Genomic DNA, 13,864 nt, shown 5'->3' with positions numbered 1-13,864 from the left:
GCGGCCTAAACACTCACCAGCAGCTAGCGGAACAGCACGATCACGGCGACCGAAACGGCGGCCGCGAGCAGGACGCCGAGCAGCCCGAGCGGCACCGGACGTCGGCGCCACGGCGTGTTGGCGTCGAGGGAGAACCGGCCCGCGCCGGTGAACAGCAACGTCAACGCGACGACACCGAGCAGCAGCTCGAACTCGAACCCGCCGCCCTGGCCCTCGAAGAACCCGCCGTGCCACTTGGCGTAGACGATGTTCACCGCGACCCCGAGCAGCGCGGTGGCACCGAGCGGGGTGAACAGGCCGACGATCACCAGCGCGCCGCCACCGACCTCGCTGATCCCGGTGAGCCACGACAGCAACGTCGTCTGGCTCGTGAAACCGAAACTGCCGAGGAACCGCGCGAACCCCGCGATACCCGGCCCCCCGAACAGGCCGAACAGGTGCTGCAGCCCGTGCGCCCCCATGGTGACCCCGAGCGCGACCCGCATGATCAGCAGACCGAAGTCGAGCCCGCCGTGCCATTTCGTCTCGAGTGCCCTCGAACCGGAGGAGGTGTCCTCGACCCCGGAAAGCACGCTCGTGTCATAGGTGTCGTCGTGAGTGCTCACGCACGCACAGTAACCCAGGCCACAGCTCAATACTCGCCATGGACGAGATTGTTCGGCAGTTCACCTCCGGCGTACCGGGCGATCTCCGCGGCGGCGACGGCGTAGGACCGGCGCCGGGTCCCGTGCACCGCGCTGCCGACGTGTGGGTTCAGGATCAGGCCGGGCGCGGTCCACAACGGGTGCCCGGGTGGCGGCGGTTCCGGGTCGGTGACGTCGAGAGCCGCGCGCAACCGGCCGGACCGCAGCTCGGCGACCAGCGCGGCGGTATCCACCACCGGCCCGCGCGACGCGTTGACGAGCACGGCGTGCGCTGGCATCGCGGCGAGGAAGGCGGCATCCACCATCCCGTGGGTTTTCGACGTCAGCGGCACCATCAGCGCCGTCACATCGTGGGCCCCGAGCAGCCCGGGGAGCTCGCGGACGCCGTGGACACCATCCCGCGCGGACAACCCGACCATCGTGACCCGGACGTCGAACGCCTCGAGCCGCCTGGCCAGCTGGCGGCCGAGGTCGCCGGCGCCGATCACGAGGACTCGCTTGCCCTGCAGGGTTTCGGTGGTTCGACGCTGCCAACGGCCCGCGGCCTGGTCGGCCGCGAACTCTGGAAGCTCACGGTACATCGACAGCAGCACGGCGACGACCCACTCCGCGGCACTGCCTCCGTGGGCACCCCGGCAGGTGGAAAGCAGGATCCCATCGGGGACGGCGTCGATCCAGTTATCCGCGCCTGCCGAAAGCAGCTGGATCAGTTTGAGGTTGGGGAGGTCGGCGAACGAAGTCCCGCTGGCCCGGTTGACCGCCGGGATCAGCACCTCGGCCTTCGCCGCTTCGGGCGGCAGCGGCTCGCCTTGCTCGTAACGGATCGCCCGGACGCCGTCGAGCTCGGACAGCGCGGCGATACCGTCGTCGTCGGGAACCAGCACGGTGACCGTCATGATCACCACGGTAGCGGTCACCTCTTACTTGAGGTTCACCTCGACCCGCATAGGCTTCCCCCTCGTGCGTACCAGGTCCCGTCGGAACCCGTCCTGGCTGGTGGCCCTGGCCGTCGGCGGTAGCTTCCTGCTGGCCGGATGCGCCCAGTTCGACAACAGCGCCGCGGGACAGACCTTCGTGCCCGCGCCGCAGCTGACGCCGCAGGGCGGACCTCAACCGCAGCTCCCCGGAGACGACCCCGCCCCCCGCGCACCCTCCGGTGGCGGCCCGGCGGCGTCCTCGACGTCGATCCCGCCGCCGCAGGGCTGCAAGGACTTCGACCCGGCCGTCATCGCGACCTGCCTGGACACGGTGTCCGCGGTCGCCGCGTTGCCGGGCGACGGCAGCGCGCCCTCGGCGTTCGGCGGCGAGCGCAAGAGCGGGCGGATCATGCAGGCGACCGCGGGCAGGCCGTCGACGGAGTTCGCGACCGTCCCGGTCGTCGCGACCGGCGACGGCGGTCTCACCGGCCTCGCGCTCTCACCCGACTACACCGAGGATCAGCTGCTCTTCGTCTACGTCACCACCGACACCGACAACCGCGTCCTGCGCCTGGCGAAGGGCCAGCCGCCGAAGGCCGTGCTCACGGGCATCCCGAAGGGCGCCACGGGCAACCACGGCACGATCGCCACCGACGGCAAGAGCGCGCTGCTGGTCGCGACGGGCGACGCGGGCAACCCGAACGCCGCGGCGGATCCGAACTCCCTCGCCGGCAAGGTCCTGCGTATCAACACTTCGGGCCAGCCGGCCACCGGCAATCCGGTCGCCGGCTCGGCCGTGGTGGCCTCCGGGCTGCACGCGCCCGGCGGGATCTGTGAGTCGACCGACGGCGCCCGGCTCTGGGTCACCGACCGGCTGGCCGACAAGGACGCGATCTACCGCCTGCAGATCGGCAAGCCGCTCACCGCGCCCGCGTGGACGTGGGCGGACAAGCCCGGGGTCGCGGGCTGCGCGGACTTCACCGGCTACGTCGCCGTGACGACGTCGATCGCGGGAAACATGCAAGACCTCCCGATCGCCCCCGACGGCTCGGTGACCGGCAAGCCGACGGTGACCAACGACGGCAAGAACGGCCGGTCCTACGGCAGGCTCGCCGGGATGAGCCTGATCAACCCGCAGCTCGCCGTCGCCGGCACGGTGAACAAGGACGGCGGGAAGCCCGGCTCCAGCGACGACAGGCTCGTCCTCATCCCCCGCGACCAGTCCCAAGCCACCGGTTCCAAGGACTAGCCGCGGCCTTTCGCGCGATGGTGCGTTGATCTTGCCTCGACCTTGTTGATCTTGTGGTGAGTTGTTTCAGGATACGGGCGTGTCGGTGAACCCCTAGGAGCGCACGTATCCCTTCACTGACGCATAAGCCTCGTCGGCCCGCGCAATCAGCTCAGCGCAGGTATTGCGAGATTTTCAGCCCACGAAGCGGCCGATCGCGACGAAGGCCGCGAGCAGCAGGAGGATCGCGTTGGCGGGCAAAGGTTGCCGCTCGTTGCGGGTCAGGTGCACGCGGAGTGCGCCGACCTGCACGACGACCAGACCGACCGCCGCGATCGGGGCCAGGATGGAGGCGATGCCGGTCAGCCCGGGCAGGATCAGGCCGAGTGCGCCGAGGATCTCGACCGCGCCGATCGCTTTCACGGCCGCATCGGAGTTGTCCTTCATCCAGTCGAGTCGGCCCGATGTCACGAGCTGCTCGCGCGGCCGAACGACCTTGAGTCCGCCTGCGGCGAGATAAACGAAGGCGAGCAGGCCCTGCACGGTCCAAAGTGTGATGTTCACCGTATTCCCCAATCCTTACCATTTGTGCGTAGCCACATCATGTGTGAGCGTTGGGGCGGCGACAAAAGGCACAGTGATGTATGCATCCAGGAAGGAGGCTTCTGTATGACGCAAGTCACAGGGAATGCGATGCGGATACCCGAGGGCGGCGCGGTCCGGGAGGTATTGGATCGCATCGGCGACAAGTGGAGTCTGCTGGTAATCGGCACGCTGCGTGGCGGGCCGCTGCGGTTCGGCAAGCTGGAGGAGGCCGTGGCGGGCATCTCGCAGCGAATGCTCACCCTGACGCTCAAGCACCTGGTCGAGGACGGCCTGGCCGGCCGCAAGGCCTACGCGGAGGTGCCGCCGCGGGTGGAGTACGAGTTGACCGAGCTGGGGCGGACGCTGCTACCGCTGGTGATCTCCCTGGCCGAGTGGGCCATGGCGCACCACGAGGAGATCAACGCCAACCGCACGTCGCACATCTAGGACGAGGAATGTCAGTGCGGCCGGAGGCTGCCAGCTCCATAACGTCTTCGAGCGCGAGGCTGACGTCGGTCGCACTCCATGAAACACCCGGGCTAGAGCACGACCCGGCGGCCTTCGGCCGACGAGGTCAGGCCCGCTTCGGCGAGTTGGATACCGCGTGCGGCGGCGAAGAAGTCGTAGACGTGCGGGCGTCCGGCGACAACGTCACGGAGGTACTGCTCCCACTGCGCCTTGAAACCGTTGTCGAACTCGGCGTTGTCCGGGACCTCGGTCCATTGGTCGCGGAAGGATTCGGTGGCGGGCAGGTCCGGGTTCCAGACGGGTTTCGGCGTCGCGGACCGGTGCTGCACGCGGCATTTGCGGAGTCCCGCGACGGCGCTGCCCTCGGTCCCGTCGACCTGGAACTCGACGAGTTCGTCGCGGTTGACGCGCACGCACCACGAAGAGTTGATCTGCGCGATGATGCCTGATTCGAGTTCGAAGATGCCGTACGCCGAGTCGTCCGCGGTCGCCGGGTACGGCTCGCCCTGCTCGTCCCACCGCTCCGCCACGTGCGTGACAGCCTTGGCCGTGACGGCCTGCACCCGGCCGAAGAGGTTCTCCAGCACGTAGTTCCAGTGGCAGAACATGTCGAGCACGATCCCACCGCCGTCCTCGGCGCGGTAGTTCCAACTCGGGCGTTGGGCGGACTGCCAGTCGCCCTCGAACACCCAGTAGCCGAACTCCCCGCGCACGGACAGGATCCGCCCGAAGAACCCGCCGTCGATGAGCCTGCGCAGCTTCAGCAACCCGGGCAGGAACAGCTTGTCGTGCACGACCCCGTGGACAACCCCGGCGTCGTCCGCCAGCTTGCCCAGCGCGAGCGCGTCGCCCGCGGCTTCCGCGACGGGTTTCTCGGCGTAGATGTGCTTTCCGGCGGCGATCGCCGCCCGCACCGCCTTCTCACGGGCGGAGGTGATCTGGGCGTCGAAGTAGATCGACGTCGTGTCGTCGGACAGCGCGCCGTCGAGGTCGGTCGTCCACCGCGTCACCCCGTGCCGCTCGGCGATCTCCCTCAGCTTGTCGGCGCTGCGCCCGACGAGCAGCGGCTCGACCTGCACACGACGTCCGTCGGCGAGCTCGACGCCGCCCTGGTCGCGGATGGCGAGCACCGAACGGACCAGATGCTGGCGGTAGCCCATCCGGCCGGTGGCGCCGTTCAGGATGACACCCAGGGTGGGCACGCTCATCGTTACCGACCTCTTCTCACGCTTGGCGGAACCGCCCCGACGGTATCCAGAAAGCGCTTTCAGACGCAACCCGAAAACGTCTGTCACCGCGTACCGACACGACACGACCAACCCTCGGATCAGCAAGGGAGTACCCATTCGCCCGGTCCTTGCCGTTAGCGGCGGACGCGGGTGGAACGGGCGTCGAGAAAGGCGACGACGACGGAGACGCCGCCGCACGCGACGCCGATGTAGCGTCCGTAACCCGCGCGGATCACGATGCCGCCGGCGTCGAACAGGCCGCGCTGGTCGCTGTCGAACTGCAGCGCGATCACGAACCAGCTGATCACCATCAGCAGCAGGATCGCGGCCGCGGCGACCAGCCACAGCTGCGGCAGACCGCTCTCGCGAGCCTTGCGGACCTGCCCGAACAGCACCACCGCGATGCTGACGAGCAGCAGCAGAATCGGCGGGACCCACGCCACGAAACTCGACATGAACCCGCTGCGGACGACATCGTCAGCCGGCAACGCCTTCAGCCCCGCCTCGACGTCCGAAGCGCTCGCGCTCAGCGTCGACCACGGCAGAAACAGCGAAACCAGCGCGAGCAGCCCGGCACCGAGGCCGAGCCACTCGCGCCGGCTGACGCGTGCGAAGGAAAAATACTTCAGGACAGACGCTCGATGATCAGCTCGCGAACACGCTTGGCGTCGGCCTGCCCCTTGGTCGCCTTCATCACCGAACCCACGATCGCTCCGGCGGCCTGCACCTTGCCGCCGCGGATCTTCTCCGCGACGTCGGGGTTGGCGGCCAGCGCTTCGTCGATCGCGGCGAGCAGCGCCGAGTCGTCGGACACGACCTTGAGCCCGCGCTTCTCGACGACGTCGGCCGGCTCGCCTTCGCCCTCGAGAACGCCCTGCACGACCTGCTGAGCAAGCTTGTGCGTCAGCTCACCGGAGTTGACCAGCGCGATGACCTCGGCCACCTGCTTCGGCGTGATGGCCAGCTCAGCCAGCTCCACCTCGCGGGTGTTCGCCTCCTGGGACAGGAAGTTCACCCACCACGAGCGGGCTTCGTCCGGGGTCGCTCCATTGTCCACAGTGGACGACACCAGGTCGACCGCGCCGACGTTGAGCAGATCCCGCAGCTCCTCGTCGGAGAGGTTCCACTCGGTCTGGATGCGCTTGCGGCGCTCCGAAGGCATCTCGGGAAGCGTCTTGCGCAGCTCCTCGACCCACTCGCGCGAAGCCGCGATCGGGACCAGGTCTGGCTCCGGGAAGTACCGGTAGTCCTCGGCGGTCTCCTTGGTACGACCGGACGAAGTCGTGCCGTCGCCCTCCTGGAAGTGCCGCGTCTCCTGCTTGACCTTGCCACCGCCCGCGAGCACCGCGGCTTGCCTGGTCATCTCGTACCGGACGGCCCGCTCGACGCTGCGCAGCGAGTTGACGTTCTTGGTCTCGGTCCGCGTGCCGAGCTCGTCGGAACCCTTCGGCATCAACGAAATGTTCGCGTCGCACCGCAGCGAACCCTGGTCCATCCGGACATCGGAGACGTCCAGCGCGCTGAGCAGATCACGCAGCGCGCTGACGTACGCGCGGGCGACCTCGGGAGCGCGCTCGCCGTGCCCCGGGATGATCTTGGTGACGATCTCGATCAGCGGTACACCGGCCCGGTTGTAGTCGAGCAGCGAGTAGTCCGCACCGTGGATACGACCGGTGGCGCCGCCCTTGTGCAGCGACTTCCCGGTGTCCTCCTCCATGTGCGCGCGCTCGATCTCGATGCGCACGACCTCACCGTCGTCGAGGGTGACGTCGAGGTAGCCGTTGAAGGCGATCGGCTCGTCGTACTGCGAGGTCTGGAAGTTCTTCGGCTGGTCCGGGTAGAAGTAGTTCTTCCGCGCGAACCGGCACCACTCGGCTATCTCACAGTTGAGCGCGAGACCGATCCGGATCGCCGACTCGACGCCCTTGCCGTTGACGACCGGCAGCGAACCGGGCAGGCCGAGGCAGGTCGGGCAGACCTGGGTGTTCGGCTCGCCACCGAAGGTGGTCGGGCAGCCGCAGAACATCTTGGTGTTGGTGTTCAGCTCGACGTGTACCTCGAGCCCGAGGACCGGGTCGTAGCGCTCCACGACCTCGGCGTAGTCCATCAGTTCAGCCACGGCCGTCATTTCCCGCCTTCTTTCCGGAGGCTCCGGAGAGCCAGCAGGACACCGGTGGTCGCGGCGAGCGCGCTCGCACCCGCGTTGGCCAGCACCAGCTTGTCCTGTTTGTCCTTCGCCGCGCGGACGTTCGTGATGGCGCCGACGGCGCCGAGGATCGAAATCGCCACGCCCAGGAGTCCTTTGACCTTGATCATTTCGCCGCTCCCAGGTTGGGGACCTGGTGTACGAGCGACCCGCCGGCCGCGTCGTTCCGGGCGACTTCGTACGCCGCGCCGACCCGGTAGAGCCGGTCGTCGGCCAGTGCGGGGGCCATGATCTGCAGGCCGACCGGGAGACCGTCCTCATCGGACAGTCCGCTGGGGACACTCATGGCCGCGTTGCCCGCCAGGTTCGACGGGATGGTGCACAGGTCGGCGAGGTACATCGCCATCGGGTCGTCGACGCGCTCGCCGATCTTGAACGCCGTCGTCGGCGTGGTCGGCGAGACCAGCACGTCGACCTTTTCGAAGGCCGCGTCGAAGTCGCGCGTGATCAGCGTGCGCACCTTCTGCGCGGAGCCGTAGTACGCGTCGTAGTAGCCCGACGACAGCGCATACGTGCCCAGCATGATCCGGCGCTTGACCTCGGCACCGAAGCCCTTTTCGCGGGTGAGCGCCATGACCTCTTCGGCACTGTGCTGACCGTCGTCGGCGACACGCAACCCGTACCGCATGGCGTCGAAGCGGGCGAGGTTGGACGAGCACTCGCTCGGCGCGATCAGGTAGTACGCCGGCAGCGCGTAGACGAAGTTCGGGCAGGAGACCTCGATGACCTCGGCGCCCAGCGCGCGAAGCTGCTCGACGGCCTTCTCGAACGACCTCAGGACACCGCCCTGGTAGCCGTCGCCGTTGAACTCCTTGACGACCCCGACGCGGACGCCCTTCAGATCACCGCGGGCGCCTGCGGCGGCAGCGGCGACGACCGGGGGCACCGGCGCGTCGATCGAGGTCGAGTCGAGCGGGTCGTGCCCGGCGATGACCTCGTGCAGCAGCGCGGCGTCGGTGACCGTCCGGGCACACGGCCCGGCCTGGTCCAGCGACGACGAGAACGCGACGAGCCCGTAGCGGGACACACCGCCGTAGGTGGGCTTCACGCCGACGGTGCCGGTCACCGAGCCCGGCTGGCGGATCGAGCCGCCGGTGTCGGTACCGATGGCCAGCGGAGCCTCGAAGGCCGCCAGCGACGCCGAGGAGCCACCGCCGGAGCCGCCGGGGATGCGCGCGAGGTCCCACGGGTTGTGCGTCGGGCCGTACGCGGAGTTCTCGGTGGAGGAGCCCATCGCGAACTCGTCCATGTTGGTCTTGCCGAGGATGACGACACCCGCCTGGCGCAGCCGGCGGGTGACCGTGGCGTCGTACGGCGGGATCCAGCCCTCGAGGGTCTTCGACCCGACAGTCGTGGGGATGCCCTTGGTGGTCAGCACGTCTTTCAGCGCGAGCGGAACCCCGGCCAGCGCGGAGGCCGGCTGTGTGCCGTCGGCCACGTCGGCGTCGACCGTGCGGGCCGCGGCGAGCGCGCCCTCGGTGTCGACGTGGAGGAACGCGTGAACGTCGCCGTCGACCTCGGCGATCCGGTCCAGGTGCGCCTGCGCGACCTCGACCGCGGACACCTCACGCGACTGGATCTTCGCCGCCAGCTCACTGGCGGTCATCTTGATGAGCTCGGACACGGTCTACTCCTCCCCCAGGATCCGCGGCACCCGGAACCGGCCTTCTTCGGCGGACGGCGCCCCCGACAGCGCCTGCGCCTGGGTCAAACCCGGCGTCACGACGTCGTCACGGAACACGTTGGTCAGCGGAACGGAGTGCGAGGTCGGGGGCACGTCCGCCCCGGCGACCTCGCTCACCTTGGCCACCGCGTCCAGGATCTGGTCGAGCTGGCCGGCGAACATGTCCAGCTCATCGTCGGTTACGGCCAGCCTGGCCAGCTCGGCCAGGTGTGCGACCTCGTCGCGGGAAATGTTGGGCACGCGAATAACTCCGGAGGGTGGTGTGCTGGTCGGACGCTGTTCGAAGGTGCAAGTCTATGGCGAAGGCCCGCGTCGACTCGACTGGGTTATCGCAGGGGTGGCCCGCGCGATCTGCGTTCACCCGACTGATTCGCTACCGTAACGGTGATTCGGCCGGAATGACTTCGTAATCCCGCAGGACGGGCTACGGCTCCCATCATCGTTCCGGGTCTGTCAGAATCGGCGCCCGGCTAGCGCGTCCCACGGCAAGGCTGGGACGCCACAAGTGAGAGGGGCGGACGTTGTCCTTCCTGATCCGGGTGCAACTCCCGGACAGCCCTGGGACTCTCGGCGCGGTGGCCACCGCCCTCGGCACGGTCGGGGCGGACATCCTCAGCGTCGACGTCGTCGAGCGCGGAAACGGCATCGCGATCGACGACCTGGTGGTCGAACTCCCGTCCGGCAGGCTGCCGGACGCGCTGATCACCGCGGCGGAGAGCGTCGAAGGTGTCGAAGTCGACGCCGTACGCCCCTACGCCGGTGTGCTCGACACCCACCGCGAGCTCGAACTCGTCGAGGAGATCGCAGCTCAGCCCGCCTCCGGCCTCGCCATCCTGGCCGAAGGGGTCCCCCGCATCATCCGCGCGGGCTGGTCACTGGTGCTCCAGTACTCCGAGAACGGGGTGCACCGGCTCGCGTCCTCGAGCGCTGCGCCCGAGACCGAGATCACCGATATTCCGTGGCTCCCGCTGGAGCGCGCGACCGTCCTCGACGCCGAGGACTCGTGGGTCCCCGAAACCTGGCAGGAGCTCGGCACCGAACTCGCCGCGACCCCGCTGGGCAAGCCGGACCAAGCACTGCTGGTCGGCCGCCCCGGCGGCCCGATGTTCCGCGCGGCCGAAGTCGCCCGCCTCGCCCATTTCGCCGGCATCGTCTCCGTCGTCCTGGACAGCTGAGTTTCACCGCAACTCGCCGCCGAGGTGCGATGCTCAGCGTCTGCAAGGAGGGCACTTTCGTGGTTCTTCGGTCGTATGTGTGGGTGCTGGTTGCTGTGGACTGGCTGCGTTTTACCGCAGCAAGGGCCGGGTCGGTGTACGGCGAATGCCGGTGTCCGGAGCTGGGTGTGGGACTCGCCGGTCTGACTGTGGAACTCGCCCTCGCTGAACGTGGGACTCGCACAGCACATCGGCGAGTCCCACACTCCGGCCCGGCGAGTCCCACGTTCAGGGCGCCGAGTCCCACGCTCGGCTACCGACAGCCCTTGTGACCCACGTTGTGGCGCGGGATCAGAGTTCGAACGAGTAGGCGACCAGTTGGATGCCGGGGACGGGTTCCCAATCCCGCTCCGGGAGCCGAGTGAAGCCCAGCCGCTCGTACATCCGGTGTGCGGTCTTCATCAGCTCGAGGCTCGACATGACGACGCGCTGGGCAGCGATCCCGCCTGCCCGTTCGAGGACGGCCGCCGTCAGCGCGGCCCCGACGCCGCGGCCCCTGGCGTTCGGGGTGACGCTGAGCATCCGGAACTCGAGCTCGCCGTCGCGGGAGATCTCGGCGAGCTCCGTGCCGGGACGGACAACGGTGACCGAGCCCAGCACCTCGCCCGAGTAGTCCACGGCGACGACCAGCTCGGCCTGTTCGGCGCGGCGTGCGGCGTTACGGAGTTGATCGGCGTAGCCGTCTTCGACGTTGTCGCCGATGTATCCGTCGGCCGCGTAGGCCTCGACTGTCACCGCCCCGACCGCGTCGAACTCCTCGGGCAGGGCTGCCCTGATCTCGAAATCGCTCACTCGGCTTCCCCCGTCGATTCGGTCGCTTCAGCAGAAGCTACCTCCTCCGTCGGTAGCGCCACCCCCGCGGCTGCCTCGGGACCGCGTTCCAGCAACACGGTAAAGCCGTTCTCGTCGAGCACCGGGACCTTCAGCTGGACGGCTTTGTCGTACTTCGAGCCTGGCGCGTCCCCGACAACGACGAAGGCCGTCTTCTTCGACACCGAACCGGCGGCCTTGCCCCCGCGGGACATGATCGACTCCTTGGCCTCGTCCCGCGAATACGTCGCCAGCGAGCCGGTGACCACGATCGACAGCCCTTCGAGGAACCGCGGGATCGAGTCATCACGCGCCTCTTCCATCCGGACGCCGGCCGCGCGCCACTTCTCGACGACTTCGCGGTGCCACTCGACGTCGAACCATTCGAGGACGGCGTGGGCGATGGTCGGCCCGACCCCGTCGACCTCGGCGAGCTCCTCCTCGGAGGCGTTCTCGATGCGCTCCAGCGAGCCGAACTCCCTGGCGAGGGCCTGCGCCGCCGTCGGCCCGACATGCCGGATCGACAGGCCGACGATGACCTTCCACAGTGGACGGTCCTTCGCGGTTTCCAGATTGGTCACCAGCTTGCGCCCGTTCGCGGACAGCTCACCCGCCTTGGTACGGAACAGCTCGACCTGTTCGAGCTTCTCCTCGGTGAGATCAAAGATGTCGCCCTCGTCGACGACAGCACCCGATTCGAGCAGCGCGGCGGCGGCCTCGTAACCGAGGACCTCGATGTCGAACGCACCGCGGCCACCGAGGTGGAACAGCCGCTCGCGCAGCTGTGCGGGGCAGGACCGCGAATTCGGGCAACGGATGTCGATGTCGCCCTCCTTCTGGTACGCCAGCGTGGTGTGGCACTCCGGGCAGCGGGTCGGCATGACGAACTCGCGCTCGTTGCCGGTGCGCGCGTCGACCACCGGGCCGAGCACCTCGGGGATGACGTCGCCCGCCTTGCGGATGACCACGCGGTCCCCGATCAGGACGCCCTTGCGCTTGACCTCCTCCTGGTTGTGGAGGGTGGCCATGGCCACGGTGGACCCGGCGACGGTGACCGGCTCCATCACCGCGAACGGCGTCACGCGCCCGGTGCGGCCGACGTTGACCTGGATGTCGAGCAGGGTGGTGATCGCTTCTTCGGGCGCGTACTTGTACGCGATGGCCCAGCGTGGAGCGCGCGAGGTGGTGCCGAGGCGCCGCTGCAGCGAGACATCGTCGACCTTGATGACGATGCCGTCCATCTCGTGCTCGGCGTCGTGGCGGTGCTCGCCCCAGTACTCGATCCGCTCGGTGAGGCCCTGCGCCGAATCGAGCACCTTGCTGTGGGGGGACACCGGCAGCCCCCAGGCCGCCAGCGCGTCGTACGCCTCGGACTGACGGCTCGGCTCGAACCCCTCCCGTTTGCCGAGGCCGTGGCAGATCAGCCGCAGCCGGCGGGACTTGGTGATCTTCGGGTCCTTCTGCCGCAGCGAACCGGCCGCGGTGTTGCGCGGGTTGGCGTACGGCGGCTTGCCCTGCTCGACCATCTTCGCGTTGAGCTCGAGGAAGTCCTCCACCCGGAAGAACACCTCGCCGCGCACCTCGACCAGCTTCGGCACCGGGAACCGCTCGGTGCCGGTCAGTGTGTCCGGCACCTGCTCCAGGGTGCGTATGTTGAGCGTGACGTCCTCGCCGGTGCGGCCGTCGCCCCGGGTGAGGGCGCGGGTGAGCTTGCCGTCCTCGTAGAGCAGGTTGATGGCGAGACCGTCGATCTTCAGCTCGCACAGGTACCGCGTGGAGCCGATCTCCCGCTCGACGCGCTCCACCCAGGCGAGCAGCTCCTCGGTGTCGAACACGTTGTCCAGGCTGAGCATGCGCTCGAGGTGGTCGTACGCGGTGAAGATCGTGGAGAACGTGCCGCCGACGTTCTGCGTCGGAGAGTCGGGCGTGACGAGGCCGGGATGGGCATCCTCCATCGCCTGCAGCTCCCCCAGGAGCGCGTCGAACTGGCCGTCGGACACGATCGGCGAGTCCAGTACGTAGTACCGGAACTGGTGCCCGCGGACCTCTTCCGCGAGCACGCTGTAGCGCTCGCGGACCTCGGCGGGCACCTCGGCCGGTGCCGTCGCGACTTCGTTCGTTGGAAGGTCTGTGCTGCTCACAGTGAGCAGCTTAACCAGCCTCACCGACAGTTTCGGCAGGCTCTCCGCCGAGCCCCCGTACCAGGTCACGGAACTCCAGCAGGGTGATCGCGCCCGCCGGCTCGACCTCGGCCGTCTCGACCCGGCGGAGCCGTTCGGCGGCCAGCCGCTCACCCAGCGTGGCGTCCAGCGGCAGGAACGTCAGCGTCGACCGAGCGGCCGGCTCCAGCTCGGCGAACAGCGGATGGTGGACGGCGACGTCGACCAGCTCGCCGCTCTCATCGACCTTCGCGGACAGCCGGATCTCGGCCAACGAGATCCGGTGCGCGCCCAGGTTGACGGTGACCTCGGTGGGATCGGGCACCGGCGGCACCGAATCGTGGTACTCCCAGATCGCGTCGTCCTGCGGCCCCGCCTCGCGCCACGCGTCGGTATAAGGCCGCAGCTTCGGGTCCTCCTGGCCGGTGACAACCAGCGCGTAAATCGACCGCTGCCCACGCTCCAGCGAGAAGTGCAGGTCCGGGTGCAGTAGCGCGACGGCCTGGCACAGATCGTGTTCGAACCGCTGGGGCTCCCGGTCCCCCAACGACGCGCTGATCTGCGGGAGCAGCTCGTACCAGCGCTCCCAGAACGCTGCCGCGGCCGCCCTCGCGTCCGCTTGGACAGGTTGCTCCGGCCACGGGGTGCGCGGATCGGGGGCGTTGTCGGGGGTGGCGCGGCGGCGGAAGAAACGCATGGTCTGCTCGGATACCTCGGTTC

15 protein-coding genes are annotated in these 13,864 nt (G+C 68.7%); 3 read left to right on the top strand and 12 right to left on the bottom strand.

Going from position 1 to position 13,864, the window contains the following annotated elements; translation table 11 throughout:
- Positions 1 to 23: 23 nt before the first annotated feature.
- Together JWQ81_RS35370 and JWQ81_RS35365 are read right to left on the bottom strand one after the other, a co-directional pair.
- The gene (locus JWQ81_RS35370) at positions 24 to 572 is read right to left on the bottom strand and encodes a DoxX family protein (RefSeq protein ID WP_297548535.1); all 549 of its coding nucleotides are present in this window, start codon (positions 570 to 572) and stop codon (positions 24 to 26) included.
- A 59-nt stretch (positions 573 to 631) separates the two neighbouring features.
- Positions 632 to 1,540, bottom strand: a complete 909-nt coding sequence (locus tag JWQ81_RS35365; protein ID WP_297548438.1) for an NAD(P)-dependent oxidoreductase — start codon at positions 1,538 to 1,540, stop codon at positions 632 to 634.
- A 64-nt stretch (positions 1,541 to 1,604) separates the two neighbouring features.
- On the opposite strand from JWQ81_RS35365, the gene JWQ81_RS35360 reads away from it, so the two are divergent.
- Entirely contained in the window at positions 1,605 to 2,810 is a 1,206-nt protein-coding gene (locus tag JWQ81_RS35360) for a PQQ-dependent sugar dehydrogenase (RefSeq protein WP_297548436.1), read from the top strand.
- A 174-nt stretch (positions 2,811 to 2,984) separates the two neighbouring features.
- On the opposite strand, the gene JWQ81_RS35355 is transcribed toward JWQ81_RS35360, so the two are convergent.
- Complete coding sequence (locus JWQ81_RS35355) at positions 2,985 to 3,353, bottom strand: DoxX family protein (RefSeq protein WP_297548434.1); 369 nt, start codon at positions 3,351 to 3,353, stop codon at positions 2,985 to 2,987.
- Between the two features lie 105 nt (positions 3,354 to 3,458).
- On the opposite strand from JWQ81_RS35355, the gene JWQ81_RS35350 reads away from it, so the two are divergent.
- Entirely contained in the window at positions 3,459 to 3,821 is a 363-nt protein-coding gene (locus JWQ81_RS35350; protein ID WP_297548432.1) for a helix-turn-helix domain-containing protein, read from the top strand.
- 92 nt (positions 3,822 to 3,913) lie between these two features.
- Here the strand turns inward: JWQ81_RS35350 and JWQ81_RS35345 are convergent, their stop codons facing one another.
- The 6 genes from JWQ81_RS35345 to gatC form a co-directional block, all read right to left on the bottom strand.
- Positions 3,914 to 5,050: a Gfo/Idh/MocA family oxidoreductase gene (locus tag JWQ81_RS35345; protein WP_297548430.1), complete on the bottom strand. Its 1,137-nt coding sequence runs from the start codon at positions 5,048 to 5,050 to the stop codon at positions 3,914 to 3,916.
- A 155-nt stretch (positions 5,051 to 5,205) separates the two neighbouring features.
- A complete protein-coding gene (locus JWQ81_RS35340) occupies positions 5,206 to 5,559 on the bottom strand; it encodes a hypothetical protein (protein ID WP_366942367.1) in 354 nt (117 codons plus the stop codon).
- Positions 5,560 to 5,696: 137 nt separating this feature from the next.
- A complete protein-coding gene (gene gatB / locus JWQ81_RS35335; RefSeq protein WP_297548428.1) occupies positions 5,697 to 7,199 on the bottom strand; it encodes an Asp-tRNA(Asn)/Glu-tRNA(Gln) amidotransferase subunit GatB in 1,503 nt (500 codons plus the stop codon).
- Positions 7,196 to 7,387 carry a hypothetical protein gene (locus JWQ81_RS35330; RefSeq protein ID WP_297548426.1) on the bottom strand — a complete coding sequence of 64 codons (192 nt, stop codon included), beginning with the start codon at positions 7,385 to 7,387 and terminating at the stop codon, positions 7,196 to 7,198. The genes gatB and JWQ81_RS35330 overlap by 4 nt, the downstream gene beginning before the upstream one ends.
- Positions 7,384 to 8,901: an Asp-tRNA(Asn)/Glu-tRNA(Gln) amidotransferase subunit GatA gene (gatA, locus tag JWQ81_RS35325; RefSeq protein WP_297548424.1), complete on the bottom strand. Its 1,518-nt coding sequence runs from the start codon at positions 8,899 to 8,901 to the stop codon at positions 7,384 to 7,386. Before gatA ends, JWQ81_RS35330 begins: the two co-directional genes overlap by 4 nt.
- 3 nt (positions 8,902 to 8,904) lie before the next feature.
- Positions 8,905 to 9,201 (bottom strand): Asp-tRNA(Asn)/Glu-tRNA(Gln) amidotransferase subunit GatC, encoded by a 297-nt coding sequence (gene gatC / locus JWQ81_RS35320; protein ID WP_297548422.1) that lies wholly within the window; start codon positions 9,199 to 9,201, stop codon positions 8,905 to 8,907.
- A gap of 281 nt (positions 9,202 to 9,482) precedes the next feature.
- On the opposite strand from gatC, the gene JWQ81_RS35315 reads away from it, so the two are divergent.
- A complete protein-coding gene (locus JWQ81_RS35315) occupies positions 9,483 to 10,136 on the top strand; it encodes an amino acid-binding protein (protein ID WP_297548420.1) in 654 nt (217 codons plus the stop codon).
- Between the two features lie 330 nt (positions 10,137 to 10,466).
- Here JWQ81_RS35315 and JWQ81_RS35310 read toward each other — a convergent pair whose 3' ends face one another.
- Genes JWQ81_RS35310 through JWQ81_RS35300 form a run of 3 tightly spaced genes read right to left on the bottom strand, consistent with a single transcriptional unit; the run spans position 10,467 to position 13,841 of the window.
- The gene (locus tag JWQ81_RS35310) at positions 10,467 to 10,967 is read right to left on the bottom strand and encodes a GNAT family N-acetyltransferase (RefSeq protein WP_297548418.1); all 501 of its coding nucleotides are present in this window, start codon (positions 10,965 to 10,967) and stop codon (positions 10,467 to 10,469) included.
- Positions 10,964 to 13,126, bottom strand: coding sequence for an NAD-dependent DNA ligase LigA (gene ligA / locus JWQ81_RS35305; RefSeq protein ID WP_297548416.1), 2,163 nt, complete (start codon positions 13,124 to 13,126; stop codon positions 10,964 to 10,966). Before ligA ends, JWQ81_RS35310 begins: the two co-directional genes overlap by 4 nt.
- 10 nt (positions 13,127 to 13,136) lie before the next feature.
- The gene (locus JWQ81_RS35300) at positions 13,137 to 13,841 is read right to left on the bottom strand and encodes a hypothetical protein (protein WP_297548414.1); all 705 of its coding nucleotides are present in this window, start codon (positions 13,839 to 13,841) and stop codon (positions 13,137 to 13,139) included.
- Positions 13,842 to 13,864 lie beyond the last annotated feature (23 nt).

The sequence above is a fragment of the Amycolatopsis sp. genome (genome assembly GCF_025464955.1).
Classification (GTDB): domain Bacteria; phylum Actinomycetota; class Actinomycetes; order Mycobacteriales; family Pseudonocardiaceae; genus Amycolatopsis.
This window is presented reverse-complemented; position numbering and strand designations above follow the sequence as displayed.

Coding starts and splice junctions, on each gene's coding strand:
- JWQ81_RS35365 (WP_297548438.1), bottom strand. CDS start 1,540: ATGACGGTCACCGTGCTGGTTCCCGACGACGACGGTATCGCCGCGCTG.
- JWQ81_RS35350 (WP_297548432.1), top strand. CDS start 3,459: ATGACGCAAGTCACAGGGAATGCGATGCGGATACCCGAGGGCGGCGCG.
- JWQ81_RS35345 (WP_297548430.1), bottom strand. CDS start 5,050: ATGAGCGTGCCCACCCTGGGTGTCATCCTGAACGGCGCCACCGGCCGG.
- gatB (WP_297548428.1), bottom strand. CDS start 7,199: ATGACGGCCGTGGCTGAACTGATGGACTACGCCGAGGTCGTGGAGCGC.
- JWQ81_RS35330 (WP_297548426.1), bottom strand. CDS start 7,387: ATGATCAAGGTCAAAGGACTCCTGGGCGTGGCGATTTCGATCCTCGGC.
- JWQ81_RS35300 (WP_297548414.1), bottom strand. CDS start 13,841: ATGCGTTTCTTCCGCCGCCGCGCCACCCCCGACAACGCCCCCGATCCG.